This is a genomic window from Pedobacter montanisoli, assembly GCF_022809115.1.
GTDB classification, from domain to species: domain Bacteria; phylum Bacteroidota; class Bacteroidia; order Sphingobacteriales; family Sphingobacteriaceae; genus Pedobacter; species Pedobacter montanisoli.
This window is the reverse complement of sequence record NZ_JALGBH010000002.1, coordinates 1219087-1244818: the sequence shown is the minus strand read 5'-3', so window position 1 is coordinate 1244818 and position 25732 is coordinate 1219087. Positions and strand designations below refer to the sequence as shown.

General features: G+C 36.9%; 21 protein-coding genes. 9 read left to right on the top strand and 12 right to left on the bottom strand.

Annotation, left to right across the window (positions count from 1 at the left end):
* Position 1: 1 nt before the first annotated feature.
* The 3 genes from MMF97_RS13175 to MMF97_RS13165 are packed head-to-tail and all read right to left on the bottom strand — an operon-like array spanning position 2 to position 5133.
* Positions 2–2104, bottom strand: a complete 2103-nt coding sequence (locus MMF97_RS13175) for a sensor histidine kinase (RefSeq protein WP_243362929.1) — start codon at positions 2102–2104, stop codon at positions 2–4.
* Between the two features lies 1 nt (position 2105).
* Positions 2106–2816 (bottom strand): hypothetical protein, encoded by a 711-nt coding sequence (locus MMF97_RS13170; protein WP_243362928.1) that lies wholly within the window; start codon positions 2814–2816, stop codon positions 2106–2108.
* Positions 2803–5133, bottom strand: coding sequence for an Rv1355c family protein (locus MMF97_RS13165; RefSeq protein ID WP_243362927.1), 2331 nt, complete (start codon positions 5131–5133; stop codon positions 2803–2805). The genes MMF97_RS13170 and MMF97_RS13165 overlap by 14 nt, the downstream gene beginning before the upstream one ends.
* A gap of 111 nt (positions 5134–5244) precedes the next feature.
* Here MMF97_RS13165 and MMF97_RS13160 point away from each other — a divergent pair, with 111 nt between their 5' ends.
* The 3 genes from MMF97_RS13160 to MMF97_RS13150 all read left to right on the top strand — a co-directional run bounded on the left by MMF97_RS13160 (position 5245) and on the right by MMF97_RS13150 (position 10338).
* Positions 5245–5700: a response regulator gene (locus tag MMF97_RS13160; RefSeq protein ID WP_243362926.1), complete on the top strand. Its 456-nt coding sequence runs from the start codon at positions 5245–5247 to the stop codon at positions 5698–5700.
* 112 nt (positions 5701–5812) lie between these two features.
* Positions 5813–9361: a PKD domain-containing protein gene (locus MMF97_RS13155; RefSeq protein ID WP_243362925.1), complete on the top strand. Its 3549-nt coding sequence runs from the start codon at positions 5813–5815 to the stop codon at positions 9359–9361.
* Complete coding sequence (locus MMF97_RS13150; protein WP_243362924.1) at positions 9358–10338, top strand: PorP/SprF family type IX secretion system membrane protein; 981 nt, start codon at positions 9358–9360, stop codon at positions 10336–10338. Before MMF97_RS13155 ends, MMF97_RS13150 begins: the two co-directional genes overlap by 4 nt.
* Here MMF97_RS13150 and rpoN read toward each other — a convergent pair.
* Positions 10333–11808 (bottom strand): RNA polymerase factor sigma-54, encoded by a 1476-nt coding sequence (gene rpoN, locus MMF97_RS13145; protein ID WP_243362923.1) that lies wholly within the window; start codon positions 11806–11808, stop codon positions 10333–10335. The genes MMF97_RS13150 and rpoN overlap by 6 nt on opposite strands.
* 130 nt (positions 11809–11938) lie before the next feature.
* Between rpoN and mscL the strand changes: the two genes are divergently transcribed.
* On the top strand, positions 11939–12379 hold the full coding sequence (gene mscL, locus MMF97_RS13140; RefSeq protein WP_243362922.1) for a large conductance mechanosensitive channel protein MscL: 441 nt from the start codon (positions 11939–11941) through the stop codon (positions 12377–12379).
* Positions 12380–12490: 111 nt separating this feature from the next.
* Here the strand turns inward: mscL and MMF97_RS13135 are convergent, their stop codons facing one another.
* Positions 12491–13753 carry a type IX secretion system plug protein gene (locus MMF97_RS13135; protein ID WP_243362920.1) on the bottom strand — a complete coding sequence of 421 codons (1263 nt, stop codon included), beginning with the start codon at positions 13751–13753 and terminating at the stop codon, positions 12491–12493.
* Positions 13754–13828: 75 nt separating this feature from the next.
* Complete coding sequence (locus MMF97_RS13130) at positions 13829–15736, bottom strand: ABC-F family ATP-binding cassette domain-containing protein (protein WP_243362918.1); 1908 nt, start codon at positions 15734–15736, stop codon at positions 13829–13831.
* Positions 15737–15902: 166 nt separating this feature from the next.
* Here MMF97_RS13130 and MMF97_RS13125 point away from each other — a divergent pair, with 166 nt between their 5' ends.
* Entirely contained in the window at positions 15903–16943 is a 1041-nt protein-coding gene (locus MMF97_RS13125; RefSeq protein WP_243362917.1) for an MBL fold metallo-hydrolase, read from the top strand.
* A gap of 3 nt (positions 16944–16946) precedes the next feature.
* On the opposite strand, the gene MMF97_RS13120 is transcribed toward MMF97_RS13125, so the two are convergent.
* The 6 genes from MMF97_RS13120 to MMF97_RS13095 form a co-directional block, all read right to left on the bottom strand.
* The gene (locus tag MMF97_RS13120) at positions 16947–18188 is read right to left on the bottom strand and encodes a Na+/H+ antiporter (protein ID WP_243362915.1); all 1242 of its coding nucleotides are present in this window, start codon (positions 18186–18188) and stop codon (positions 16947–16949) included.
* A gap of 142 nt (positions 18189–18330) precedes the next feature.
* A complete protein-coding gene (locus MMF97_RS13115) occupies positions 18331–18552 on the bottom strand; it encodes a VOC family protein (protein ID WP_394801176.1) in 222 nt (73 codons plus the stop codon).
* Between the two features lie 47 nt (positions 18553–18599).
* Positions 18600–18821, bottom strand: coding sequence for a VOC family protein (locus MMF97_RS13110; protein WP_243362913.1), 222 nt, complete (start codon positions 18819–18821; stop codon positions 18600–18602).
* 65 nt (positions 18822–18886) lie between these two features.
* Positions 18887–19870 carry an aldo/keto reductase gene (locus MMF97_RS13105; protein WP_243362912.1) on the bottom strand — a complete coding sequence of 328 codons (984 nt, stop codon included), beginning with the start codon at positions 19868–19870 and terminating at the stop codon, positions 18887–18889.
* A gap of 2 nt (positions 19871–19872) precedes the next feature.
* The gene (locus tag MMF97_RS13100) at positions 19873–20157 is read right to left on the bottom strand and encodes a putative quinol monooxygenase (protein ID WP_243362911.1); all 285 of its coding nucleotides are present in this window, start codon (positions 20155–20157) and stop codon (positions 19873–19875) included.
* Positions 20154–20765 (bottom strand): NAD(P)H-dependent oxidoreductase, encoded by a 612-nt coding sequence (locus tag MMF97_RS13095; protein WP_243362910.1) that lies wholly within the window; start codon positions 20763–20765, stop codon positions 20154–20156. Before MMF97_RS13095 ends, MMF97_RS13100 begins: the two co-directional genes overlap by 4 nt.
* 98 nt (positions 20766–20863) lie before the next feature.
* Here MMF97_RS13095 and MMF97_RS13090 point away from each other — a divergent pair, with 98 nt between their 5' ends.
* The 4 genes from MMF97_RS13090 (at position 20864) to MMF97_RS13075 (ending at position 25538) form a co-directional block, all read left to right on the top strand.
* On the top strand, positions 20864–21781 hold the full coding sequence (locus tag MMF97_RS13090; protein WP_243362909.1) for a LysR family transcriptional regulator: 918 nt from the start codon (positions 20864–20866) through the stop codon (positions 21779–21781).
* Between the two features lie 110 nt (positions 21782–21891).
* Positions 21892–23016 carry an FISUMP domain-containing protein gene (locus MMF97_RS13085; protein ID WP_243362908.1) on the top strand — a complete coding sequence of 375 codons (1125 nt, stop codon included), beginning with the start codon at positions 21892–21894 and terminating at the stop codon, positions 23014–23016.
* Between the two features lie 127 nt (positions 23017–23143).
* A complete protein-coding gene (locus MMF97_RS13080) occupies positions 23144–23782 on the top strand; it encodes a response regulator transcription factor (protein WP_243362907.1) in 639 nt (212 codons plus the stop codon).
* Complete coding sequence (locus tag MMF97_RS13075) at positions 23760–25538, top strand: sensor histidine kinase (protein ID WP_243362905.1); 1779 nt, start codon at positions 23760–23762, stop codon at positions 25536–25538. The genes MMF97_RS13080 and MMF97_RS13075 overlap by 23 nt, the downstream gene beginning before the upstream one ends.
* The last annotated feature ends 194 nt before the right edge of the window (positions 25539–25732 follow it).

Below are 25732 nucleotides of genomic sequence, written 5' to 3'. Positions count from 1 at the left end.
TTTAGTTTGGTAGATTAGTATGCAAGGTAATAATAAATTCTGTTCCTTCACCCAGCTGTGAAATAACTTCTATGTTTCCTTTATGTTTTTCAATAATCCCAAACACAATAGACAATCCTAAACCGGTACCTTCTCCAATATCTTTTGTGGTAAAAAAGGGTTCAAAAATCTTATTTCTCACTTCTTCTGTCATTCCTGTTCCACTATCCTTTATGCTGATAAATACCTGGTCATCAATGCTCCAGGTCTTTACAGTTAAAAACTCTTCTACATCAGGTTCATTTTTAGATTTAATAGCCTGTATGGCATTAGAAACCAAATTCATGAAAACCTGATTGATTTTTCCCGGTAAGCATTCTACCTTAGGTATTACGCCGAATTCCTTAATAACGGTAAGGTTATCGGGAATATTGTTCCGTACCAATACCAGAGTAGAAGCCAAACCTTCATTCAGATCTACAGGCTTCATATCCGTTTCATCTACGCGACTGAAATTCCTTAAACTTCTGATAATTTCGGCTGTTCGTTTCGCACCTTCACTAATCCCCGAAAGGAGAGAAGTAATTTCTTTATTGACAAAATCAAGATCTATTTGTTTCTTAAAGTCGTTGATTTGTTTTAATTGCTGTGTTATATCTCCTTCAGGATCCAGATGTTCATACTTACTGATGATTTCTCTCAGATCGTCAATATCTAATTGTAAAGGTTTGATATTAGAAGTAACAAAGTTTATAGGGTTGTTAATCTCATGTGCAATACCTGCAGTTAACTGACCTAAAGCAGCCATTTTTTCGGCATCTACCAGTTGCGACTGAGTAGATTTAAGGTTAGTTAAAGTATGGTTTAAAGTGTGATTGATCTCTTCTAATTCTTCTGTTCGCTCCTTAACTTTTTGCTCCAAAATAATATTTTGTTCCTGGATAAGCTTTTGATTTTCAAGAGAAGTAGCAAGCGCCTGTTTCTGTATGCTTTCGTTCTCTTTCTTTACAAAGTTAATACTGTCTGCAAGTGCAAAAGAAAGCAGTGATATTTCTACCACAGTGGCAATCTGGAGCATATAGATAGTAAAGTTGTTATAGGGTATAATCTCATAGTCTTTAATCAGGAACAGAATTACACCTATTATCAGAATAGACCAGGCAATAAGATAATAACGTGCAGGTGAGTATTTCTTTTTAAAATAAATGATAATAGCAGAGATATAGGCCAAAATGCAGCTTAAAAGCGTTAATAACTGCATAATAGGAAAAAATACACTTGAACCTGTAGATACAGACAGAACAAGTACAACAATGGAAACAATCAATAATATTTTAAAATATACCGCCAGTTTAGGTATGTATTGCTGTACTTTCAGGAAATTTAAAGTAAAGTAAATACCAAAAATTAAACCTAGTATAGAAAAAATAACGACTGAATGCTGGTGCATCCAATTGCTGTTATGCCAAAAAAACTTGGTAGCGTAGCCCATAATAGATATCTGGGTTAGCCAGGTAAACAGCATATAAGAAATATACAGGAAATAGTTTTTGTCTCTTACACTTAAAAAAAGAAATAAGTTGTAAACAAACATGATGAGTACGGCACCTGTATAAAGACCAAAATAAACATCTCTGTTCATGAGCAGGGCAGTATTCTCAGCTTTTGTGTTGAGCATAACAGGAGCCAGAAAGATTTCTTTAGAAATCAGGTTTAAATAGAGATCTGTATTTCCTTGAAACTCATTGATCTTAAAAATCTTAACATTTCCTATTTCTTTAGAACAGGGAACCAGTTGGGTACCACTTAAAGCTATGGTTTTAACTACCTTTTGGTCTTTTACGAAATAAAGATTTAGATAACTAAGTCTCGACTGGTCAATCAGCAAAGATTCCATGTCGGCGGCTTTAGGATTGATAATTTTAAGCCATACATTCTTATGGCCTAATCCTAAATTCAACAGGTTTGAACTCACACCATGAAATTTATCACTGTGTGCAATAACATCATTTATGGTATAAGTTGTACTATCTGAAAGGGGATAGAGTTGCAGTTTGCTTTGCCCAAAGCTCTTTCCAAAGAAAAATAGCGAAAATATGAGAATGATAAATTTAACTACTTTCATTTTAGAGAAGGTCGAAGTGCAAAGTTATTTCATTGCCTTTTGAGGTGGTTATGGTTGTTTTTGTTAATTCTTTTGTTCTTAATTTCTGTATGGCCAAACGTTCTTCTTCTACGGCAAGGGGCAGGTTTTCCAGATCTTCAATAATTAACCCGGTAGCTGTCAGATCTTCGGCTGGATAATAAAACTTACCATCAACACCTAGCTCTTTAAGCACTCTGAAACCCACTCTTAAAGAATTGCGGTAAGTAGCCGGAGCACATAAACCCAATAAAGTTTTTAGCTTTAAAGTATGCGCCAGAGCAATAAAAGTACGACCTAAATGAATACTTCCTACACCAAGCCCTGCAATTTCCCATGAATTCCATAAGCCACAAAATTCTCCGATACCGATCTCAACCTGCTGATCTACCAAGCCATAAATTCTGCTATCCATCTCACCTACAGCGTCTTCAATGGGTAAAGGTTGCTTTCTGTTAGCCATGTGAATACGGCCACCACCTAATGCTTTTCCGCCTTCTTCTGCAGAAACCTGTACAACATATACATCTGGATTTAATACCCAATCTATTTTTGCAGAGGTAATTTGTGTAATTCCAAATATTTCCAATACATGCGTATGCCCCTCAATAAATTTCATGCAGGACGCCCTGTCTTCAACCGCTCTAAACGCTTTAAAGTATAAATCTGTGATCTCTGGTTTATTCTCTTCCACTTGAAAATATTTTATAAGTTGATTTTCTTATGGTTCTTTCAGGTGAAGAACTGGCTATAAATAATCTAAACATAAACATAGGTTGCTGCTGCTCATCAAGCTCAAAAATACCTCTTAAATCGCTTTCCAAATTAAATAATTTCTCTTTTTCAAAAGAATCGATACTTAAATTATTTTCAATGGAATTTTTGTAAAAGAAGATCAGTGGTACATTTAAAGGGTGTACCTGTATTTCTATATCTGTAGCACCTAACCATAACCTTTCGGCAGCAAGACCTGCCTTGAGGTAAGAAACAGTACTCATATCACTTGCAGAAATTAAACCTAAACACGAAGAGGCCATCAACTGATCTCTGGTAAGGCGTTTAAATCCGCTTCCTCCGTTTATCGTTTTTAAAAATTGTATCGCTTTTGCATCCTTAGCCAATTTGATGCCCACCTGGTCTGTATTGCCAAGATCTAAGGTATGTATGCCTATACCATCTTCTGTAGAGTTTACCTCATCTAAATTCCATCGCATTTCCCTGTTTACGAAATCATGGTATGCTTCAGGTATAAACATACGTAACAAATCACAATGAGCAGCAATATTAGAAATGAGTGCAATTTTTTCGGTATCACTAATAAACTTACAGCTGATGCCATCAATATCTTCTGCTAATCCGCCCAAATATTCCAGTTTATCTGTAGATATTAACTGTTTAGGCGTGATTTTTCTGTTGGTATGTCTGTTTGTTATTTGTGCAGCAAGGCTGAGTTGCAGATCATTGGCTTCAAAACCTCTTTCAAAACTAAATAATGCAATGTGTTTAGGCGCCAAAAGAGGTGTAAACTGCCAGTTTACTTTAAGCTTAAGTGTGGCTGCGGTTAACAAAAGATTTTCTATTGCAGCACCTAAAGAGATATATGAAGAAATAAATGCAGGATCTAAATAAGCCTGAGCAGAACTTTCTTCAAGAAATAAGTGTAATGTTCTGTTTTGATAATGCCACCTCCATGGTTGGTTATTCCCACCTGATGGTGCCTTACGGGCTGCTTCTATAAGCAAGGCAAGCTCTTTTTCTTCTAAATTGATGCCACTGTGAACATACTGATCAAAACTGTTATCCTGAATATAAGTTTCAATATCTGTTACAGACCATGGTTTAATCTCCTGATGATCTTGTTTCTGTTCCGTTTTATCAGGATCACTGATCAGTTCATCCAGATCAAGGAAAAATCTTCCTGAAATATCTAATTGATGAAGTAATATTTTTCTTGAAAGATCAGCAGAAACACCACCGCCAAAAGTTACAGCACTGGCCAGTTGCGGCCAGGTAGAGATGGTAGCCATAAGTTCTACAGCAGAAGCTTTCATACGTGGAGAAAGCGTTTCAATTCCGGTAACAGCACTAATATAAGGTAACCTTTCTTCCATGGTTTTCAGGTTTGCATAATTGTCCATATCTAAATGGTCAACCATACCATGTAACACAGGTCTTTGCGGTTCCAGATCAAAACGTTCTATGTCTATTGTACCTCTGTCACTACCTTCCATTAATACAGGTATGCCTAATGCTTTAGCTTTTTTTCTGGCATTTATTTTAATGTCAAAACTGTCGCATTCATCTATAAGCAAATCCAGTTTGCCATTTCCGTTTAAGAAAACATCTAGATTGTTAGCAGTGATACCTTCATGAAAGCAGGTAACTTTTAGGTAAGGGTCCAGTTCGGCAATTTCGCGGGCTACAATTACAGTTTTAGGTAAACCAATATTGTGTGCTGCTGTTCTGATACGGTTTAAATTACTTAAATCCAGTAAATCGAAATCGGCTATGCGTAACTCGCCAAAACCGCGCTCCATAGCCAGAGTTAAGGCAACAGACTGTCCAACCGAAAGACCCATTATACCAATCTTTTTTTGAGACAGGGTGTGTTGTTCTTCTGAAGTTATTTTATACTTATTTCGGTTAGTTCTAACCTCACAAAATTCTTCTTCGTTTAAAAGGTGAACAAGGCGATTATTCCAGGGATAGAACACCCACAGTCCATAATAATCGGTTGATCTTTCGGCAAATCTTTGCTCAACCAGTTTTTCAAGCTCTGCTTTTGGTAAGAGCGCTAAACCAGGTTTAACACATTTTAAATATTCTGAAACCTGTGCAATTATAGAGTCAAATACTTCAATACGATTGTTGTTTTCTAAGAGATCAAGCAAATTTTCTTTTTGCTCTTCTATATTTAAATCGAAAAAAACGGGTGTGTAAGTAAAATCGGTATTATGGAGATGAGCTAATAGCGAGCCGGGTATTATTTCCGATTTAGTTTTAGAAAACATTTAGTAAAAAAATAAACTTTTAAATAATTTAGTCGTTACAATATTAAAACAACTAAATTAGTTTTTTAGAGTAACATTAAAAAGGTAATTTTAACTTTTTATTACCAATATATGAGCGCAAATATACTATACGTTGACGATGAACCACATAATTTAAGTGCGTTTATGGCTACCTTCAGAAGAATGTATAAAGTTTTTACGGCCGAATCTGCAGAGGAAGGCAAAAAAATACTTGAAACTGAAGATATTCAGGTCATCATTTCTGATCAAAGGATGCCAAAAACCACCGGAGTTGAATTTTTAGCTTCGATATTAGCGGTACATCCGGACCCTATAAGAATGATTTTAACAGGTTATACAGATATTGATGCTGTAATAGATGCTATTAACAAAGGCGAAGTTTATAGATATATTCAGAAACCGTGGATATTAGAAGATTTGAAGATTAATATTGACAAAGCCATAGAAATATATAACTTGCGTAAAGAAAACAAGGAGTTAACTGAAAAACTGCTGATAGCCAACAAACAATTAGAATTTATAGCAAGGCAAAGTTTGCTTTCTTAGCTTAAGAAAAAGAACGGTAACAAGTCTTTGCAGGTATTCCTTCTGTTTTTAGCATAAGGCAAAAATAGCGCTCATTGTTTTGCCCAACAAACTATTAACTGATTTTTATTGTATGCTTAATAGCATTTTTAGCAAGTGCAAAGGCTTTTGGGTTCTTAGCTTTTTTATTGTTTTAAATATACACGGTGCGTTTGCACAATATACATCCAATAAAGGCACCGATTTCTGGTTAGCCTATACCGGGCATATAGATGGTCTGGCTTCAAGGATGACGCTTTTCCTCTCATCAGATGTAAATACCGATTATACCGTAACGATTGGAACAAAAGTAATTGCCAGCGGCACAGTAACTGCTAATGTGGTTACACCTGTTTTTATTAACCCTAATACAGTTGATGTTTATATAGGAACTTCTGACCAGGTTGAAAAAAATAAAGCTGTTCATGTTACTACAACTCAACCTGTTTCTCTGTATGAGGTTATATCTAATAATGCCCGTACGGGATCTACACTGGTTTTGCCCACATCAGCTTTAGAAAACCAATATTATACATTTTCTTATGAGAATGGCGGTACAGCTAATATACCTCCTTATTCGCAGTTTACCATTGTAAGTATTGAAGACAATACTAAATTGGAAATATTACCTACACAAACCAGTTCAAATGCAAACCGCAAAGCGGGGCAGGCATTTCAGTTGACCTTAAATAAAGGTGAAATTTATCAGTTTCAAGCTTCAGGAGACGTTTCGGGAACTTATATTAAATCTACCAACTGTAAAGCTTTTGCCGTATTCTCTGGTAGTACTTGGACGGCATTTTGTGAAAGTGGAAGTAGCCGCAACCCAAGTGGAGGAGATAACCTTTTACAGCAGATGTTTCCGGTTTCTTCATGGGGTAAAAACTTTGTTTCGGCACCCTTTTACAATACTGAACATGGGAACAGCGATGTGATAAGGATAATAGTAGCAGAAGATAATACCACAGTTAATATTAACGGAAGTACAAGCACTGTAAATGGAATTACACTAAAAAACCCTTATTCAAAGGGAAGTATGATTACATTTTCTTCAAAAACAGCCAATGTTATTAAGTCTGATCATCCTATAGCTGTAGCACAATATCAGACCTCACAAACCTGTAATATTAATAATCATCCAATTCAAACCCCCAATCAGCCTTTTCCCGGCGATCCGGAAATGACCATATTGAATCCTATAGAGCAAACATTGAAGGATATAACGGTATATTCAAAGTTAAATAGTGTAACAGGAGTAAATACCAACATTATAAATTATTACTTAAACATCATTATCAAAACAGCAGATATTAATGGTTTTACTTTAGATGGAAATAATTTTAACGGGAGTTTTAAAACCATACCTAACAGTGATTACAGTTATGCGGTTATTGATGTTACCGGTATGGCTGCGCAACATAGATTAAAAGCAGATGGCGGTTTCGTAGCCATTGCTTATGGCTATGGTACAGTAGAATCTTATGCTTATTTAGCAGGTACAGATTTAAAAAACCTTAGCTCAAATATTAAAATGTTTGAGCAGGGTAGTAGCGTTGCTTCAACTAATTTTTGTGCGGGAACAGATTTTGAAAGCGTATTGCAATTACCTTTCCTAACAGATAAGATCATTTGGAATTTAAATAATGGTAAGAAAGTAGAAACCATTAATACACCTGCCTATACCACATATGTTGTTGATGGTACAACTTACTATTTATACAAGTATAATGTTCCTGCCAGTTATTTTGCGCAAGGAGGTACCTTTGAACTTACGGCTACTGTAGTTCCGCCTGCAGGTAAAGATTGTTCCAGTGAACAGGTAATTTCTACTAAATTTGATGTGTTTAAACCTGATTTTTCTCTTCCTGCCGCTGCCTGTATCAACGCTTCAATCGATTTTAAAAACCTGTCATTAGGTATTACCAATACAACCCAGAACTGGAAATGGGATTTTGGAGATGGTGAAATCTCAACAGATAAAGATACTAAGCATGCTTATACAACTCCCGGCGAAAAGGAAATCAAATTATACGGTACCACAGAAACGGGCTGTGCGCTTTTTATCACCAAAAAAATTATGATTATAGATCTGCCGGTTGCAGATTTTGAAATACCAGCTATAGGCTGTTCGGGTAATAAACTAACTTTTATCAATAAAACTCTGGTTCCGCAAAATACGGCTATAGCTTATCAATGGGATTTTGGCGATGGTACGGCTATTGTTACCAGTGAAACCCCCGAACATGTTTATACTAAAGAAGGTACTTATAAAGTAAAACTGACTGCAACGACCGGTGGAATGTGTTCTCAAACAATAGAAAAAGACATCGTAGTTAATTTATCTCCAACAGTAGATTTTGATTTGCCTGAATCATGTGTGGCAGATATGGTAAGTTTTGAAGGTCGTGTGCTTTCTGGAAATATCACTGCATGGTCATGGGATTTTGGCGATGGTTCAAATGACCTTTCACAACGTACTTTACAAAATCCTAAGCATAAGTATAACAGTGTAGGTAAATATACGGTAAAGGTAACAGCTACAGATCTAAATGGTTGTTCGGTAACATTGACCAAACAAGTAGTAATTAATGGAGCAACTCCACTTATTACAGAAATCAAAGCTAAATCAGACCAAACGTTTTGTACCAATAGCGAAATCTTATTTGAACAAAACAGTTCAGTTAGCTTCGGGTCTATTACAAGGGTAGAATGGATTTTTGATTATAAAGCAGGTAAAAACAATACAGCCTCAACAGTTGCATATAGCAAACCGCAACCGGGACAGATTTTCTCCCATAAGTATCCTAATACAGGTAAAATTGAAACTTATAATGTGGTAATGGTGGCTTACTCAGGTCAGAACTGTTATACCACTTCTAATCCTATACAGGTAACAGTTTATCCTGCACCTGTGGTAAAGATTGAAAATGTACCACCTCTTTGTGAATATGACAGTCCGGTACAACTGATATTTAATAATGAGAATAATGTACCTGTAAATGCTGTGTTTACAGGTAAAGGCGTGTCAGCATCAGGATTGTTTAGTCCCGCAATAGCAGGGCCTGGTAAATTTGATATTAAAGTGGTATTTACCACAGACCATGCCTGTACGGATGAAAAGACCTTTAGCATTGAAGTAAATGAAAATCCACAAATTATAAAAGGTGATGATATGCATATCATACTGGGCGGAGAGAAAAAGTTCAATGTGGGGGTAACAGGTAACAAACTTATTTATAAATGGTCGCCATCAGATGGATTAAGTAGCGATACAGAGCTAAATCCTGTGGCAAGTCCGGATAAAACTACTACTTATACTTTAGAAGTAAAATCTGATAAATGCACCACCTATAAAACTTTTAATGTATTTGTACATGAAAATCCAGATATACCTAATGTATTTAGTCCAAATGGCGATGGGAAAAACGATACCTGGAATATTAAATATTTAGAAACAATTAAAGAAGGCACAGTAACCATATTTAATCGTTACGGGCAAAAGGTATTCTTTGCCAAACCTTATACCACGCCATGGGACGGACGTTTTAACGGGATAGATGTTCCTGTTGGAGTTTATTATTACATTATTGAGCCTAATAACGGGCGAAAAAGATACACAGGTTCTGTAACGGTTTTAAGATGATGGGAATTAAATACAGATTAACAGGATTGGTCGTTTTACTATCTGCTGCATTAAGTGCATATGCACAGCAAAAGCCCCATTATTCGCAATACCAGCAAAATATGTCGGTAATTAACCCTGCTGTTACAGGAATGTACAATGGTATAGACATCAGGATGGGGCTGCGTAACCAGTGGCAGAAAGTGGAGAGTGCACCCAAAACAGCTTATTTAACCATGAGCATGCCTGTTTCTTTTGGCGGAGATATGGCTACTTATACGGCGAGTGATCTGGGAATTAATGATCCTGAAACCAAAGATGAAATGTTTGATTATCAGTCTTCTTTATCGCACCATGCAATAGGTGTGGTTTTTTTGAGCGATAAAACGGGACCTTTGACCAGATTAACAGCAAATTTTACTTATGCTTATCATTTGTCTATTGCAAATGTGGCTAATCTTGCGGTTGGTTTTGGGGCAGGAGTTAACAGACTTGGTTTAGATAATGCTGCATTAAAATTTGAGGAACCTGATGACCCGGTGGTAGGAACTTCAGAACAAATTAATAAATACACACCAGATTTAAATGCGGGTATTTATTTATATGGATCGGGCTATTATGTTGGTGCCTCAATGCAGCAGATGATTAAAAATAAACTTGCATTTGATGGTGAGTACACAGAAGGTAAAGATGCCGCACATTATTTTGTTACCGCTGGATACAGGTTTTGGGTAAATACCAACTTTTCAGTGCTACCCTCTGTAATGCTGAAATATGTAAACCCTATGCCCAAAGCATTTGACGTAAATTTAAAGGTAGGCTATAAGAACCTGGTTTGGTTAGCAGCCGGTTACCGTAAAAACGATGCTTTTACAGGTTCATTTGGTTTTGATGTGATGAATAAGGTAAGTGTGGGTTATACTTATGATTATACCACATCAGAGATCAAGAGTATTACCTCTGGTTCTCATGAAATTACAGCAAGAATAAGATTATAGCTCTTTGCGTAGCCTTGCTACCGGAATATTCATCTGCTCACGGTATTTAGCAACAGTTCTTCTGGCTATATTATAACCATGTTCTTTCAGGATTTCTGTTAACTTCTCATCAGCAAGAGGCTTACGTTTATCCTCTTTGTTAATGCAGTCTTCAAGAATTTTTTTAACCTCTTTGTTTGAAACTTCTTCTCCGCTTTCTGTTTGTATAGCTTCAGAAAAGAAAGATTTTAGCAGAAAAGTACCAAATTCTGTTTGCACATATTTAGAATTGGCTACACGCGAAACCGTTGAAATATCCATATCAATTTTATCAGCAATATCTTTTAAGATCATAGGCTTAAGCTTACGCTCATCGCCGGTTAAAAAATACTCATACTGATAATGCATAATGGCATTCATCGTTTTCAATAAAGTTTGTTGTCTTTGCTTAATAGCATCAATAAACCATTTGGCAGAGTCCAATTTCTGTTTAACAAACTGTACTGCTTCTTTAAGTTTTTTATCTTTTTGAGAGGCTTTCTCATAATGATCAAACATTTCCATATAAGAGCGGCTAACTCGCAACTCAGGAGCATTACGGGCATTTAACGTTAAAATTAAAGTGCCATCGTTATTGCTGATATGAAAATCGGGTATAATTTGTAGCTGTTTTGTAGTAACCTGGTTTGAGTCTCCCGGCTTAGGATTAAGCTTTAAGATCTCATTAACCACTTCTTTTAACTCTTCACTGCTAATACCTACAGATTTTTCAAGTTTATCGTAATGTTTTTTGGTAAATTCTTCTAAATGATGTTCAACAACCTCAATCGCTTTTTTAATGATGGGATTTGAAGTGTCTTTTCGTTTTAATTGTAAGCTTAAACATTCCTGCAGATCTCTGGCTGCAATGCCCGCCGGATCAAAATTCTGGATCACCTTAAGCATTTCTACTACATCATCTTCCTCAACAATTACATTTTGCGAAAAGGCCAGGTCATCTATCATGGATGTGATGGGTCTGCGTAAATAACCATCATCATCAAGACTGCCAATAATTTGCTTGCCAATTACAAAATCCTGATTAGACAGAGGTACCAGATCCAATTGTTGCTGAAGGCTTTCAAAAAAAGTGCTTTCAACCGCTATAGGTGTTTCCTTTTTATCGTCATCATCATCGCCGTTATTAAAAGAGGTGCTGTAATCGCTTGAATCATCATCCTGTAGATAATCATCTACATTAAACTCATCTAAAGAACTTTCTTCACCACTGTTCTCGTCATAATCCTGTTTGTCATCATTAAGATCGTCATATTCGCCTTTAGGTTCATCTAAAGAAATTAAGCTCGAATCTTCTAATGCAGGATTTTCTTCTAATTCTTCTTTGATACGCGTATCTAAAGCAACAGTTGGTACCTGCAACAATTTGATGAATTGAATTTGCTGAGGTGAAAGTTTTTGTAACAGTTTTTGCTGAAGATTTTGTTTTAGCATACCTGACGAGTGGTTAAAGTTTTCAAAAATACATAAATGCTTTAGATTTTTTTTATTAATTTAATTTTATAAACTACTTTTAGGAGTTTATTTTAAAATAGAGTTTTAAAAATTTAAACAGAAATTACTTATGGGATTTGTAAAAGAATTTAAAGAATTTGCCGTTAAAGGCAATGTAATGGATCTTGCAGTTGGGGTAATTATTGGAGGTGCATTTGGAAAAATTGTTGATAGTGTTGTAAAAGACCTTGTAATGCCAATTGTTTCTGCTATTATTGGTTCGCCAGATTTTAGTAATATGTACTTAGTTTTAAAAGATCCAACAAGCGGCATTAAAGACGGAATGGCTTTAGCCGATGCTCAAGCTGTAGAAAATGCCGTTGTTTTTGCTTATGGTAACTTTATTACAGTCGCAATCAATTTTATTTTATTAGCTTTTGCAGTATTCTTAATGGTAAAAGGGATTAATCAATTAAGAAGAAAAGAAGAACCAGCACCGGCAGCTCCACCAGCACCTACTCAAGAGCAGGTATTGCTTACTGAGATTCGCGATTTGCTAAAGAATAAATAAGAATAGCAGAGATCTTTTTAAGGCAGGTTGTTTAAAAATCACACTAATTGAGCTTAAACTAAGCAGGAGTGGTTTTTAAACAACCTTTTTTATTGTTGAGATGTGCACCAACTATTTAGCATTTTTTACATTGTTGATATTGGCAAAACCTATCAGGTCATCAAATCTGCTACCTGGCCTACGGTGATAAACCAGTACCTGATAGTTGTTCTCTGTTTCGAAAAACGAACCTTCAAAGGCTGTTTCATTGATTTTGTTATTTTCATCTAACCAGATGTATTTAAAATCATATAAACCCTGTTTAAGTTTGATCTTGCCATGAAATCTGCCTTTTGCTTCATCGTAGGTAAGCTTGTTCTCATTGGTTAAAGCATAATTGTTAAATGCACCCACAATGTATGCCGTGCCGCCAGCTGTTGGAGGCGTTGCACTCAAGGTAAAGTAAACAGCCGCATAATCACTATCTGTTATGTTATCCCTTCCATCAGTATTTCTAATAAAGAAATTGCCATTTTCGTCAAACTGGTTGCTGTACCTTGAAGATTTATTGGCCAGATCTGTAGATAAAATCACATTCTGGATACTGTCCCGGTAAATATCTGCAACATGTTCTGCATTGTACCTGAAGCTGCGGGTATCAAATTTTCTGAATTCATTACTACCCCAAAATTCATTGGCGTTTAATTCATCATAAACCAATGAGCCTTGTCTGATGTATAAGGGTTTGGTATTTACAATTTTACTGTAAGGAATATTGTTCTGCATAACCACCGCTTTAATATCTGAGTTGGGGTTTGCAATAGGTATCTGATGAAAAATAGTGAAATTGACCTTTTGTTTAGTGTTGCGATTGGCAACATCGGTACTTGGAACAACTTCTGCACCCACATTAACCGTATTATTGCTAATATAAAAACGTTGCGTAATTACCACGTTTTCGGGTTTGTTATTTTCATACACCTTTAAAATATAATTACCTGCAATTTTAGGTTTAATCTGATCATTAGGCAGTGTTAAACGGTAATTGGTAAATTTTACCAATGTATTAAAGGAGTATTTATAATTGAAAATAATATCTTCTTTAAAAGTCTCGAGATAATCCATTGTATTTAACCTGGACGATTTCCAGTCATAGGTACAATGTTCTATGGTATAGCTGTAATTTTTCTGCCCGCCATCTAAATCATCAAAAGCAAAAGTGATGGTTTCGTTACTCTTTAAATTGATGATAGGAAAAGACTGCTCTTTCTGGCTGTTATAGCATTGAACGGTTTTCAGATTAGATTTAAAAACTTTATTCTCGTAAACCTGATTCTGAGCTTTAAGCCCCTGTACTGTAAAAAGTAGTAAAGCAAAAAATAAAAATCTGACCATTAATTATAAAAGCTTAAAGATCTTAAATATACAATCTTTATTCATAATTAAGGGTCAGATGTAGAAATGAAGGAATTAACCTTCTAAAGTCATGATTTCAGAAGCAAGCTCTTCCCAGCCGTTTTGAGCAGCGTTTAAAAGTTCTTTTTCGGTAAGGTATTGCAGATTTACTTCTTCTAATTTCTTCGGGTCACTAAAAACCTCCTCACGTGCAAGTTCTGCTTCCAGTTTCTTTACGTTTATCTCGAATACTGAAATTTCTTCTTCAACTTTTTTAAGCTGATCATTTAACTTTTTAAGTTGCTGCTGTACATTAGGAGCAGGGGTAGTTATAGCCTTAGGTTTGCTTTCTTCCTGTTTTACGGGAATAGGTTTTGGCGCAGGTTTTACCCTTTTGGCATCCCATTCTTCAAACTCGGCATAAGTACCTGGATATTCCTTAATTTTTTCGCCCTCAATAAACCAGATCTTATTGGCTATGTTATCTAAGAAATACCTGTCGTGCGATACAGTAATAAAAGTACCTTCGTACTGTTGTAAAGCCTGTATCAGAATATTAACAGATTGTATATCCAGATGGTTGGTAGGCTCATCCAGAATCAGAAAATTAGAATCTGTAGTAAGCGATTTGGCCAAAGCTACCCGCGATTTCTCACCTCCTGAAAGCACTTTTATCTTTTTAAATACATCATCGCCGGTAAACAGAAAACAACCTAAAATACCACGTAACTCTGTATCGGTATGTTTAGGCGCAAAGGCCTGCAATTCTTCTAAAATAGAATTATCTAAATGAAGCGATTCTAACTGGTGCTGTGCAAAAAATGTTTCAGTAACGTTATGCCCATGTTCACTTTTTCCGCTAAAAGGTTCGGTGCCGGCAATAATACGCAATAAGGTAGATTTACCTTTACCATTGGCGCCAATCAAAGCAATTTTATCCCCTTTTTCTATGATTGCTTCTGCATTTTCTAGAATATTTATGTTAGGATAGCTTTTGCTCACGTTTTCTAAGCGCACAACATGACGGCCAGAAGGTTTGGAGAATTTAAAGCTGAAGTTTACCGTAGGGTTATCATCATCTACATCCTCAACCCGATCTAATTTCTCCAACGCTTTCATACGTGACTGGGCCATTTTAGCCTTGCTCGCTTTAGCTTTAAAGCGTTCAATTAAACGCTCTTCCTGCTTAATTTTAGCCTGTTGGTTTTTGTACTCGCCACGTTGTATTTCTGAACGCAAAGCTTTTTCTTCTAGATAATAAGTGTAATTACCTGCATAAACAGTAAGCTTGCCTTTTCTTGATTCTACAGTTTTATTAATGATCCGGTCTAAGAAATATCTGTCGTGAGATACGATCACAATAGCGCCTTCAAAAGAGCCCAAATAAGTTTCCAACCACTTAATGGAAGGTAAGTCCATGTGGTTGGTAGGCTCATCTAATAGTAAGATGTCAGGATCCTGTAATAAGATCTTGGCTAACATTACCCGCATGCGCCATCCACCAGAAAATGTGTTTAATGGACGCAACTGGTCTTCATCGCTAAAACCCAGACCCGCCAAAACCTCATGTGCTCTGTATTCTATATTATAACCGTCTAAAGCATCAAACTCATGTTGTTTTTCTGCCAACTTGTTCAGTACATCTTCACTGTAATCGGTTTCTATAACTTTTAAAAGTTCTTCAATCTCATCGTGCAGCTTATTCTGACGTTCAAATGCCTCCATGGCCACATGTAAAATGCTGTGGTGCGAGTCTATAGAAAGCAAATCCTGGTTCAGGTAGCCGATCCTAAGATCTTTTGCCATAGAAATACTGCCCGAAGTAGGCGTGTAATCGCCCACGATCAGCTTTAAAAGCGTAGATTTTCCTGTGCCGTTTGCCCCAATTAAACCAACTTTATCTCCGGGTTTAATATGCCAGTCTGCTTCGTCATATAAGGCTCTTGAGCCAATTAAAAAACTTAAATTGTTTATTGAAATCATTATGCTGCAAAAATAAGGAATTAGATTGAGGATTTTTAACCGCAGAAGTTTCATTTAACTGTTAAATGTTTAGGCATAGACTTTTGCAAGCTGATATTTTTGTACATTCAATTCGCTAATGCAGGATGAATAAAAACTGGTCTGCATTTTAAAAAGAACAAAGTAAATGAGTTTAAAGAAAAAGATGGGTCAATTTCCTGATACAGAACGGAAACACTATTTTAAAACACTTTCTAATTATAAAGACGGGCAATTTCAAAACCAGGAACCTACACCGGCCTTGGCAGAAGGCCAGAGTATGTTAAAGGTGCTTTGGAATTTTTTGGGTAAACATCCTGAAACCAGTCCTGTGCATCCAATCCCTTTTATAAAAACAGATCTTAAAAATTTGTTACCTGATGAGAATGTACTGATCTGGTTTGGACACAGCTCTTATTTTACACAGGTAGATGGATTGAAGTTTTTAATTGATCCTGTTTTTAGTGGCAGTGCATCACCTTTACCGGGTTCTGTAAAAGCCTTTGCAGGAAGCAATTATTACCAGGTTGCTGATATGCCCCATATTGATGTACTGTTGATTTCGCATGATCACTGGGATCATCTGGATTATAAAACCATACAGCTGTTAAAAGACAAAGTAAATCAAGTGATTTGTGGTTTAGGCGTGGCGCAGCATTTTGAATACTGGGGCTGGGATAAAACTAAACTGATCGAAAAGAACTGGTATGAACGTGTTGATCTAGCAACAGGTTTTAGCATTACTTTAACACCAGCCAGGCATTTTTCGGGCAGGCTTTTTGCCCGAAACATTTCGCTTTGGACTTCTTTTGTTTTACAAACACCTACTAAAAAAATCTTTCTGGGCGGTGATAGTGGTTACGGACCACATTTTAAAAGTATAGGAGAGCAATTTGGGCCTTTTGATTTAGCCTTGCTTGAATGCGGACAGTACAATGAAAACTGGCCTTATATCCACTCATTACCTAATGAAATTATTAAAGAGGTACAGGAATTAAAGGCGGCGAATTTTATGCCTGTACACCACTCTAAATTTAAGCTTGCACAACATCCCTGGTATGAACCTTTACAACAGGTATCTTTACTGGCCGAAACAAATAGACTAGCTATAACCCTGCCTAAAATAGGAGAGAAAGTAAATTTGAATCAGTTGGGAAAAACCTGGGCCAAATGGTGGGAGCAAAGCTAAAGATTAATCATTTCCCATTTTCTTTACTATCCAGGGCAGCGTAAGACCCTGTCCCAATAAAGAAAACAGTACCACTGCAATAGAAAGAAAAATAATTTCATTGCGCATAGGAAATGCCTCTCCGGTTTTTAACGTGGTAGGCAAACCTAATGCAATAGCCAATGAAACAATACCACGCATGCCAGACCAGGAAAGAATAAAACTTGTGCGCGAATTAAGCAGAGCTTCTTCCTTTACTTTACGTTTACCCTGAAAAGCTTTTAATAAAGTAAATTGCTGCCAATAAACTCTAAATAACCTGATAGCTAATGCAATAATGCCTATAATGACAGCATATCCTATATTGCAAAGTAACTGTCCGTCAGGTATTTGTTTCATCACAATGGGAAATTGCAACCCTATCAGGACAAAGATCAATCCATTCAAAAGAAAAATGATTACATCCCAAAAATTTCTGGATTGCTGTTTTAATTTTTCGGGAAATTTGCTGCGACTTAGTTTTGCCATGCCTAAACCTAGAACAACGGTGGCAATTACTCCTGAAACTTCAAAATGCTCTGCCATTAAATAAGCCACAAAAGGCATCAATAACATTAAACTGATGATGACCATTTCGTTGGTTCTGAAAAGGCGTAATAAATGTGATAAGATCCATGCTAAAACAACACCAACAGCAGCACCACCTGCCAATACTAGTACAAAATCCAAAGAAGCTTTCCACCAGATAAAAGCTACGCCTGTAACTGCTGCTACAGCAAAACGGTAGGCAATCAAAGCTGACGCATCATTAATCAGACTTTCTCCTTCCAGTATGGTAATGGTTTTGTGTGATAAACCTAAATTCTTGGTAATGCCAATGGCAGCAACAGCATCGGTAGCAGAAAGGATAGAACCGAGTACAAATGCCAATGGCCATGTCATACCTGGTATGATATAATGAGCCACAACTGCAATGCCTGCTGTGGTTAAAAAAACCAAACCTATGGCCAGCTTACTAATGGTGTTGATATTGGTTCTGAAGTCGGTAAAAGAAATGTTAAAAGCTGCATCATAAAGCAGGGGAGGTAAGAAAATAAGCATCACAATTTCGGGAGCTAGAGCAATTTCAGGCATAGTAGGAATAAGACCAATAGCAATGCCTGTAAGGATAAGAAGAACAGGAGCAGGTATTTTTATGCGGTCTGCTAAAGCAGAAGTGACGATCATCAGCGCCATGATCATAATTACGATGCTGTAATTTTCCATGCAGTAAAACAGTTTTTAATTAACCGTAACGTTAAATTATAAATTTTTCTTCATGCGCTTCTAATTTCTCTCTTTAAAATACATTAAAAAGCCCTATTTAATCATTAATTAAATGGGGTTTGCTGTTATTAAAGTAGCTTAATTAACTGTTTTTACGTTTAAAAGGTCCTTGTGGTGCAATAATCTCTAAATTGGTTCCATCGGGATCCTGAAAATAAGCTACCGCTGTACCAAATCCTGATTTTAATCCATCTTCTTCTTGAAAAACAATAGGTTCACCCTCAGGTTCTATCCCAATTGCTTTTAGACGAGCCATAGCCGCATCTATATTATCTACCTCGAAACATAAATGCATTGCACTGATCTGATTGTTTTGGTAAGACGTTTTTTCAGGAGCAGGAATTACATATTCTAAATATCAATATTCAGGTTATCTAAATGAAGATTGGCATATTTGATGCGTGTATCTTCCAATCCTTGGGTTTTAGCCATTCTCTGGCCACCTATTTCATCAATATTAGAAACTTTGGTTCCTGTTAATGCTTCATAAAAAGCGATTGATTTTTCTAAATTGCTCACCGTAATACCAACATGGTTGGCACGTGTGAAACCTGCTGTTTTTTCGTTCAACATGGCATTCGGGTTTTAAATATTTAATGATCTGTTATTTAATGATCTGTAATTTATATTTCGGGCGATTAAACTTTTAAAAGCGCTGTGTCAATAAATGCTAACTCTTCTGCCGTAAGGTCAATGTTCATGGCTCCTGCATTGGCAATAGCCTGCTCTGCATTTCTTGCACCTGCCAGTACAACGGTAATTGCAGGTTGTAAACTTGTCCAGCGCAACACCAATTGCGAAAGTGTGGCATTTTTTCGCTCTGCTAACGGACTAATGGTGTCTAAAAAGGTTTTTACTTTAACCATATCAAATTGCTGAAAATAGCCATTACGGTGATCGTTATCTTTCAGTTTACCATCTTTAAAATATTTACCTGTTAACAGGCCTCTCTCCATCGGACTATAAACAATAATGCCTAAGTTATGTTCTAAGGCATAAGGCACCAGTTCTTTTTCAATGCCGCGGTTCAGCATGCTGTAACCCACCTGATTGCTGGCAATATTTAGAGTTTTACGTGCTTCGGTAACCTGTTCTACGCTGTAATTGCTTACACCTGCGGCACGGATTTTACCTTGTTGCAACAGTAATTCCAATGCTTCCATGGTTTCTGAGATAGGCGTACTTTGATCAGGCCAGTGAATTTGCAATAAATCGATATAATCTGTTTGTAAACGCTTTAAGCTCTCTTCAACTTCTTTAATTACATTGGCCTTAGAAGCATATTTATAAACAGGAATTTTCTTTCCGGCATCTTCTGCATCAAAGAAAAACTCGCCTTTTCCCTGGTTACTGCCATCCCAAACCATTCCAAACTTGGTTAGCAATTGAATTTTACTTCTATCGTAACCTTTTATGGCTTCGCCTATCATTTGTTCACTTAGTCCAAAACCATAGAAAGGTGCAGTATCTAATGTGGTAACACCATGATCAATAGATGCTTTTACTGATTCTATAGAATCTTTCTTTTCTGTACCACCCCACATGTTGCCACCTATGGCAAATGCGCCGTAAGTAATGGCTGATAATTTTAAGTCGGTATTTCCTAATTTTCTGTATTCCATTGTTATATTTTTTTAGTTAGATAAATTGTTGGAGCTTGTTGTAGTTTTTCTTGCGCCATGTGGCCAAAATCAAGAATGTAAGCTTGTTGATTGTGTGCATCTAGTCCTTCTTTACTTTCCCATATTTCATAAAAAACAAATATGTTTTCATCTGTTGTTTCCTGGTGCAGATCGTACCGTATGCATGCTTTTTCTTTTCGGGTTTCTGTTACCATGCGTTGTAAAACTGCTCTTACCTCATCTAAATATTGCGGCTTTGCTTTGATAATAGCTGTTAAATAAATCATGATAACTGTTCTTCAAGGATGAATACTTCTTCTAAATGTTGGGTATAATCCTGATGATAGTTTTCTATACGTTCAGTTGTAGCGTTTTTTTCCAGATCGTGAAAATGGAAGCCCGGTATCCTGTCCATACCTACAAATTGGTTCATTTTATGAAAACCAAATAATACGCCCTCATCTATTGATTTCTGGTCGAAAAATTCGCCGGGTAATGTAAATGCCGTATCCGGAGCGTTCCAGGTTGTAGTTACCATATATTTTTTGCCATGCATTAATCCACCTGTTCCATAATTAATGGCTGGGTTTTTCCGGCTTCTTCCGTCGCTGGCATACATTCCGTTCTGATGACCTGCTGTAAATACTTCATCTATGTATTTCTTTAAACGGTTAGGAACCTGAAACCACCATATGGGAGTATGGTAAATAACAATATCTGCCCATTTAAAGTTTTCAGCTTCATCTAAGGCGTTAAAATTGTCGTTAATATGAGTAACACGGTATTCGAAACCTTTTTTATTCAAAAATTTGGTTGTCCAATCTGTTAACATATGGTTGAACTGACCTCCTGAATGTGCAAAGACCTGTCCGCCGTTAATAATGAATACTTTCATTTTGTATTATTTAAATTATTGATACTGCAAATTTCTATCATTTTATTTTATTATTAAAATAATTTAAATTGTATATTTGTATTATTAAAATGATAGATATGAGATGGAATTTAGAATGGCTTCGCACTTTTAAAGCTATATATGAAACAGGAACCTTGTCTGCTGCGGCACAAGAACTGTTTGTCTCACAACCCGGAGTAAGCCTGCACCTCAACTCGTTAGAAGCTTTTACAGGCTATAAATTGTTTGATCGTTCGGCCAGAAAAATGGTACCTACAGAAAAAGGAAAGATTTTATACAACTACCTGCTCGAACCCTTAAAGAAATTGGAAACGGCCGAACTGCATTTCCATAAACGCTCGCAAGATGAAAGAGCAACAATTAGCGTAGGTATGTGCTTTGAAACTTTTCAATATACTTTAGAAGAACACATTGCTGACTTGCCTTTTAATCTCATCATTAAGTTTGGCGAATACCCACAAATGCAGCACGACTTAGACAATGGTTTGCTCGATCTGATTATTACCCCGCAAAAAGGTAATCAACAGAATTTGCAGTATAGACCCTTTTCTAAAGAAAGAATTGTATTGATTGCTGGTAGTAAGACAGATACCACGTTGTTAGAAGAACTGATCCAAAAAGGAGAGATAAAAGATGTGGCCAGTTTGTTGAAACAACAGCTTTGGTACAGTACAGCAGCCGATATGGAGCATTTAAAGAATTTCTGGTTAAGACATTTTGGCGAACACCCCGATTTTAGCCCAAATTACATTGTTCCAAATATCAGTTCCATTATCCGTTGTTTAAGCGATGGAACAGGATTTTCGGTTGTGCCCGATTTTCTTTGTGCAGAAGCAATAGCTTCCAGAAAAATAAAGATGGTATGGGAGGGAAGCACACCGCTTGAAAATACACTCTATTTCGGAACACGAAAGAAAACCATGTACAGCGAAGAAATTGGACAATTAGAACAATTGCTGAAAGAAAAATGGGAAACGATAGAAGAGAGCTTATAGTCATAGAAACGATGGATTACAAGTTCATTGGTCATAGTAAAATCCTTATAAATAAGTATTGAAGTTTATGCTGCAATTCCCCAATTTTGGGATATAGCAAACCAATAGTTATGAGTAAGCAAAAAATAATTTTAGCATTAGCACTGATTTTAATCACTTCAGCTGGCTTTGCACAAAAGAAACCAACCCCTAAGGCAAATACAACAAAAGCCCCTGTTAAAGCTAAGTATGGAGCGCTGGCTATTGACAGGAACAATGGCTTTTATTACGGCTGGTCTTTTGATCAGGCAACCCTGAGTGAGGCCGAAAACAGAGCAGTTGAAGAATGTAAGCGTAAGGGCGGTAACTGTACCGTGGTTTTATCTTATGAAGGAACAGGCTGTGCAGCCTACAGAACAATTGATGGAAAAGTAGGAACAGCTTTTGGTTGGGGACTTGCCACCACCAGAGAAGAGGCTGATGCCATTGCGATGAGAGAATGTTTGAAAAGGAGCAACGGTGCTCCTGCACAAAATTTTGTTTGGAGCTGTAATTCGGCTAATAGCACGCTCTTAAAAGAGATTTATAATGCAAGCGATGAAATAGAAGCCCCCGTTAAAGTTGGTAACCAGATCTGGAGCAACAGAAACCTGGATGTAGCTACTTTTAACAACGGAGATCCAATCCCAGAGGCTAAAACCCCTATCGAATGGCAGCAATTCTGCAAAAACAATACACCTGCTTTTACCTATTTGAATTTTGATGCAAAAAACGGAAAGAAATATGGCAAGCTGTACAACTTCCATGCCGTTGTGGATCCAAGAGGTTTGGCCCCAAAGGGATGGCATGTGCCAAGTAAACAAGAATATGAAACATTGATTGCAGTACTTGGGGGCAAATATGAAGCGGGTGAAAAAATCAGAGGAAAAACAGGATGGGACCTTCCCGATAAAAAATATGGAGAATATGCAGGCAATGGTACCAATGAATCGGGCTTGAATTTCCTGCCAGGAGGAAGAGCTTGGGACAACGAATACGACAAAGAACCCAATGCCGCTTCTGTATTCAATTATTATGGAGATGGGCAATGGTGGACTTCTACCATCGACGGAGCAGGTCGCTACAACCCAAACAATGGTTACGGATATTATAATAACGGTTTTGCTTTTGGCTTCAGTTCTTATAAGAAAAACATAACAGGGTTGGGATCAGAATCGCCCCAACGAGGCTTTTCTGTTCGGGTAGTTAAAGATTGAACCTATACTTTTAAAGCTGCGCTCAGGCGCAGCTACAAATATTTAACGGCCCTAAGCATTGAAGAGGGCTAAAATTTTCTGCTCTTAAAACTTATTGTTAGTTTTAGGATAAAGTACCTAATACTACATGAAACCAAAGCAAATCGTCATCTGTGACGATCACTTACTTTTTTTGAATGGGATCGCTGAGCTGCTGAAGAATGCTGATCAAAGCTATCGGATTACTAGGTTCAGCCGTGCAGATGCCTGCAGGGATCACCTCATACAACATCAGGTAGATGTGTTTATCTGCGATCTGAATATTGGAGAAACCGATGGATTTGTATTATTGGAAGAACTCAAAGAACAACTTAAAAACACCAAAAAGATTATCCTTACGGCTTATTATGAGGATTTTCTGATCCAAAAAGCCAAAAGAATGGGCATGGACGCTTTCCTTAAAAAGGAAACGACAGCAGAAGAACTGGTCAGGGTTATTGAAATGAAATCAGCCAGCGGTTTTCAAACCAATGGTAAGGATAGTAGGAGCGTAGATGTTTACCGGGCAATAGATGAACCAATCGTTAACAAGTTTAGGATATCCAGACAGGAAAAAGAAGTGATTAGATTGATTATCAAAGGATTAACCAGTAAGGAGATTGGTGAGATACTTTTTGTCAGCAAAACCACGGTCGATACCCATCGACGGAACATATACAGGAAGCTGGAAATCAGTAACAGTAGCACACTGATCAAATTTGCCCATGAGAATAACCTGCTTAGTTAGTATCCTCTTACTGCTGGGTTTATCGAAGACTTTGGCCTTTACCCATCCAAAGATTTCTGTGCTGGCAGCCTACACCATCGATCGGGATTCGAAATGGCAATTGGTAGAAGCTAAACAGAAAAACTTCAAAATTTTTGTCGAAAATCAGAAGATTAACCTGGGCTATAACCGCGATGATGCGGTTTGGTGTTATTTTAGGTTCAAAAACGAAGACACCCATAAAGAAGTAGCTAAATGGTTATGCTTTGATAATTATCATATCGACAGCCTGAGCATTTTTGATGGGAACCAAATGGTGCTAATGGGAGACCGAACCAAAGGACGGGGAGCTTTCATGAGTGCACTTACCTATGAGCTTAAATTAGGCCCCGGAGAAGAACGGATCCTTTGGGTGAAGATTAAAAAACAGACCTCATTTCTCGAATTTTCTTTTCGTTTGACCAGTTTTACCGAACTGGAAAATCAGTCTTCTAGCAAAATAGCACTGGTTGCCTTTTTCATCGGTATTGCCTTTCTCTTGCTAATGATCAATGGTATTCTGCTACTGATGACCCGAAAACGCCTGTATGCCTATTACATCTGCTATTCACTATTAACAGTCTGCTATGTAGTAATTACGATGAATTTTGCCAAACACCTACTCTTTCCAAACCTCTTGTTGTTAAGTGAAGCCCGGATTTTTAGCGGCGCTTTATGGTATGTGGCATTAAGCTATTTCCTTTGCTGTTTTTTAGACTTAAAAGGACATCAGTTTTTCAAATACAGATTGATTAATTTTTTGTGTATAGTAAATCTTTTTATCGTACTGCTATCGGCAACTTTGCTATGGATTTATCCCAATGCTGATTTCAGATACCTCTTTATCTCGGGTTATGTTCTATTTATGCTGTTGATTATTGTACTTTTTTGGGCATCTGTAACGCATTTGAGGATAGAAAGAGATCAGGCAATTTATGCCCTCTTGGCTTTTGCTCCACAGTTGGTATGGGGCGGTACCCTGATCTTAGAAACTTTTGAGTTCATTCCCTATGCGTTAGGAGGCAATTGGATGGTATTTGCCAGTCTGTACGAAGTATTTCTGTTTGGAGTGGTATTGTCAAGAAATTATGTAGAAGTATTTTTTAGAAATACAGAGCTGATGAAAGAAGTGATTTTGGAAAAGGAGAATTCACTTCGAACAATCAATCATGTGCAGTTACGGGAGCGCCGGAACATTGCTAATATCATACATGACAATGTAGGAAGTAAAATTGCCCATATCATTCACCTGTTTGATATGAAGAATACTAAATTGGCCAAACAGAATATCAGCGAACTGGCAAGCGATATTCGTGACATCTCCCACAAGATACTTCCCAAAGCGCTCGATGAAGGAGCCTTAGTTTCCAGCTTACGTAGTCAGATTGCTATCCTGAACGCTGGCTTGGATGATGCCGAGATTGAGCTTTTCTGTTATGATTTTCCCGAACGGATTGAGCAGAAGTGGGTCTATGACATGTACCTTATTGCTTTAGAGGCCATCAGCAATGCTCTTAAGCATGGTAAGGCACATTTGGTTACCATAGAATTCTATAAATATACCGATAGTTACCATTTCCAGTTTACCGATGATGGTTGTGGTTTTGATGTGCTGCAAACCAGCTTAGGTTTTGGCCTCGATAACATGGAAAAAAGAGTGGGCTATTATCACGGTCATTTCGAGATCAGCAGTGTAGAAAATGAAGGTACGGTTATTCAGATTGTTATTCCGGTATAGACCACATAAAATTTAAGAGTTTATCATACAATTTATTAGAATAATTTTTAACTTCAATTACGTAAATTTTTAACGTTAACTCTCTTTTCGTTTTAAGACCGTTTTTGATTAAAAATTTATATACGTATGATAGTATTAGCGCAATCGCTCTTCATTCTCTACGGTTTGGTTCCGTTATTTTTTGATGAAAATAA

Coding starts and splice junctions, on each gene's coding strand:
- MMF97_RS13120 (WP_243362915.1), bottom strand. CDS start 18,188: ATGGAAAATTACAGCATCGTAATTATGATCATGGCGCTGATGATCGTC.
- mscL (WP_243362922.1), top strand. CDS start 11,939: ATGGGATTTGTAAAAGAATTTAAAGAATTTGCCGTTAAAGGCAATGTA.
- MMF97_RS13075 (WP_243362905.1), top strand. CDS start 23,760: ATGAGAATAACCTGCTTAGTTAGTATCCTCTTACTGCTGGGTTTATCG.
- MMF97_RS13100 (WP_243362911.1), bottom strand. CDS start 20,157: ATGATTTATTTAACAGCTATTATCAAAGCAAAGCCGCAATATTTAGAT.
- MMF97_RS13105 (WP_243362912.1), bottom strand. CDS start 19,870: ATGGAATACAGAAAATTAGGAAATACCGACTTAAAATTATCAGCCATT.
- MMF97_RS13160 (WP_243362926.1), top strand. CDS start 5,245: ATGAGCGCAAATATACTATACGTTGACGATGAACCACATAATTTAAGT.
- MMF97_RS13110 (WP_243362913.1), bottom strand. CDS start 18,821: ATGTTGAACGAAAAAACAGCAGGTTTCACACGTGCCAACCATGTTGGT.
- MMF97_RS13125 (WP_243362917.1), top strand. CDS start 15,903: ATGAGTTTAAAGAAAAAGATGGGTCAATTTCCTGATACAGAACGGAAA.
- MMF97_RS13095 (WP_243362910.1), bottom strand. CDS start 20,765: ATGAAAGTATTCATTATTAACGGCGGACAGGTCTTTGCACATTCAGGA.
- MMF97_RS13085 (WP_243362908.1), top strand. CDS start 21,892: ATGAGTAAGCAAAAAATAATTTTAGCATTAGCACTGATTTTAATCACT.
- MMF97_RS13135 (WP_243362920.1), bottom strand. CDS start 13,753: ATGGTCAGATTTTTATTTTTTGCTTTACTACTTTTTACAGTACAGGGG.
- MMF97_RS13165 (WP_243362927.1), bottom strand. CDS start 5,133: ATGTTTTCTAAAACTAAATCGGAAATAATACCCGGCTCGCTATTAGCT.
- MMF97_RS13150 (WP_243362924.1), top strand. CDS start 9,358: ATGATGGGAATTAAATACAGATTAACAGGATTGGTCGTTTTACTATCT.
- MMF97_RS13175 (WP_243362929.1), bottom strand. CDS start 2,104: ATGAAAGTAGTTAAATTTATCATTCTCATATTTTCGCTATTTTTCTTT.
- MMF97_RS13130 (WP_243362918.1), bottom strand. CDS start 15,736: ATGATTTCAATAAACAATTTAAGTTTTTTAATTGGCTCAAGAGCCTTA.
- MMF97_RS13155 (WP_243362925.1), top strand. CDS start 5,813: ATGCTTAATAGCATTTTTAGCAAGTGCAAAGGCTTTTGGGTTCTTAGC.
- MMF97_RS13090 (WP_243362909.1), top strand. CDS start 20,864: ATGAGATGGAATTTAGAATGGCTTCGCACTTTTAAAGCTATATATGAA.
- rpoN (WP_243362923.1), bottom strand. CDS start 11,808: ATGCTAAAACAAAATCTTCAGCAAAAACTGTTACAAAAACTTTCACCT.
- MMF97_RS13080 (WP_243362907.1), top strand. CDS start 23,144: ATGAAACCAAAGCAAATCGTCATCTGTGACGATCACTTACTTTTTTTG.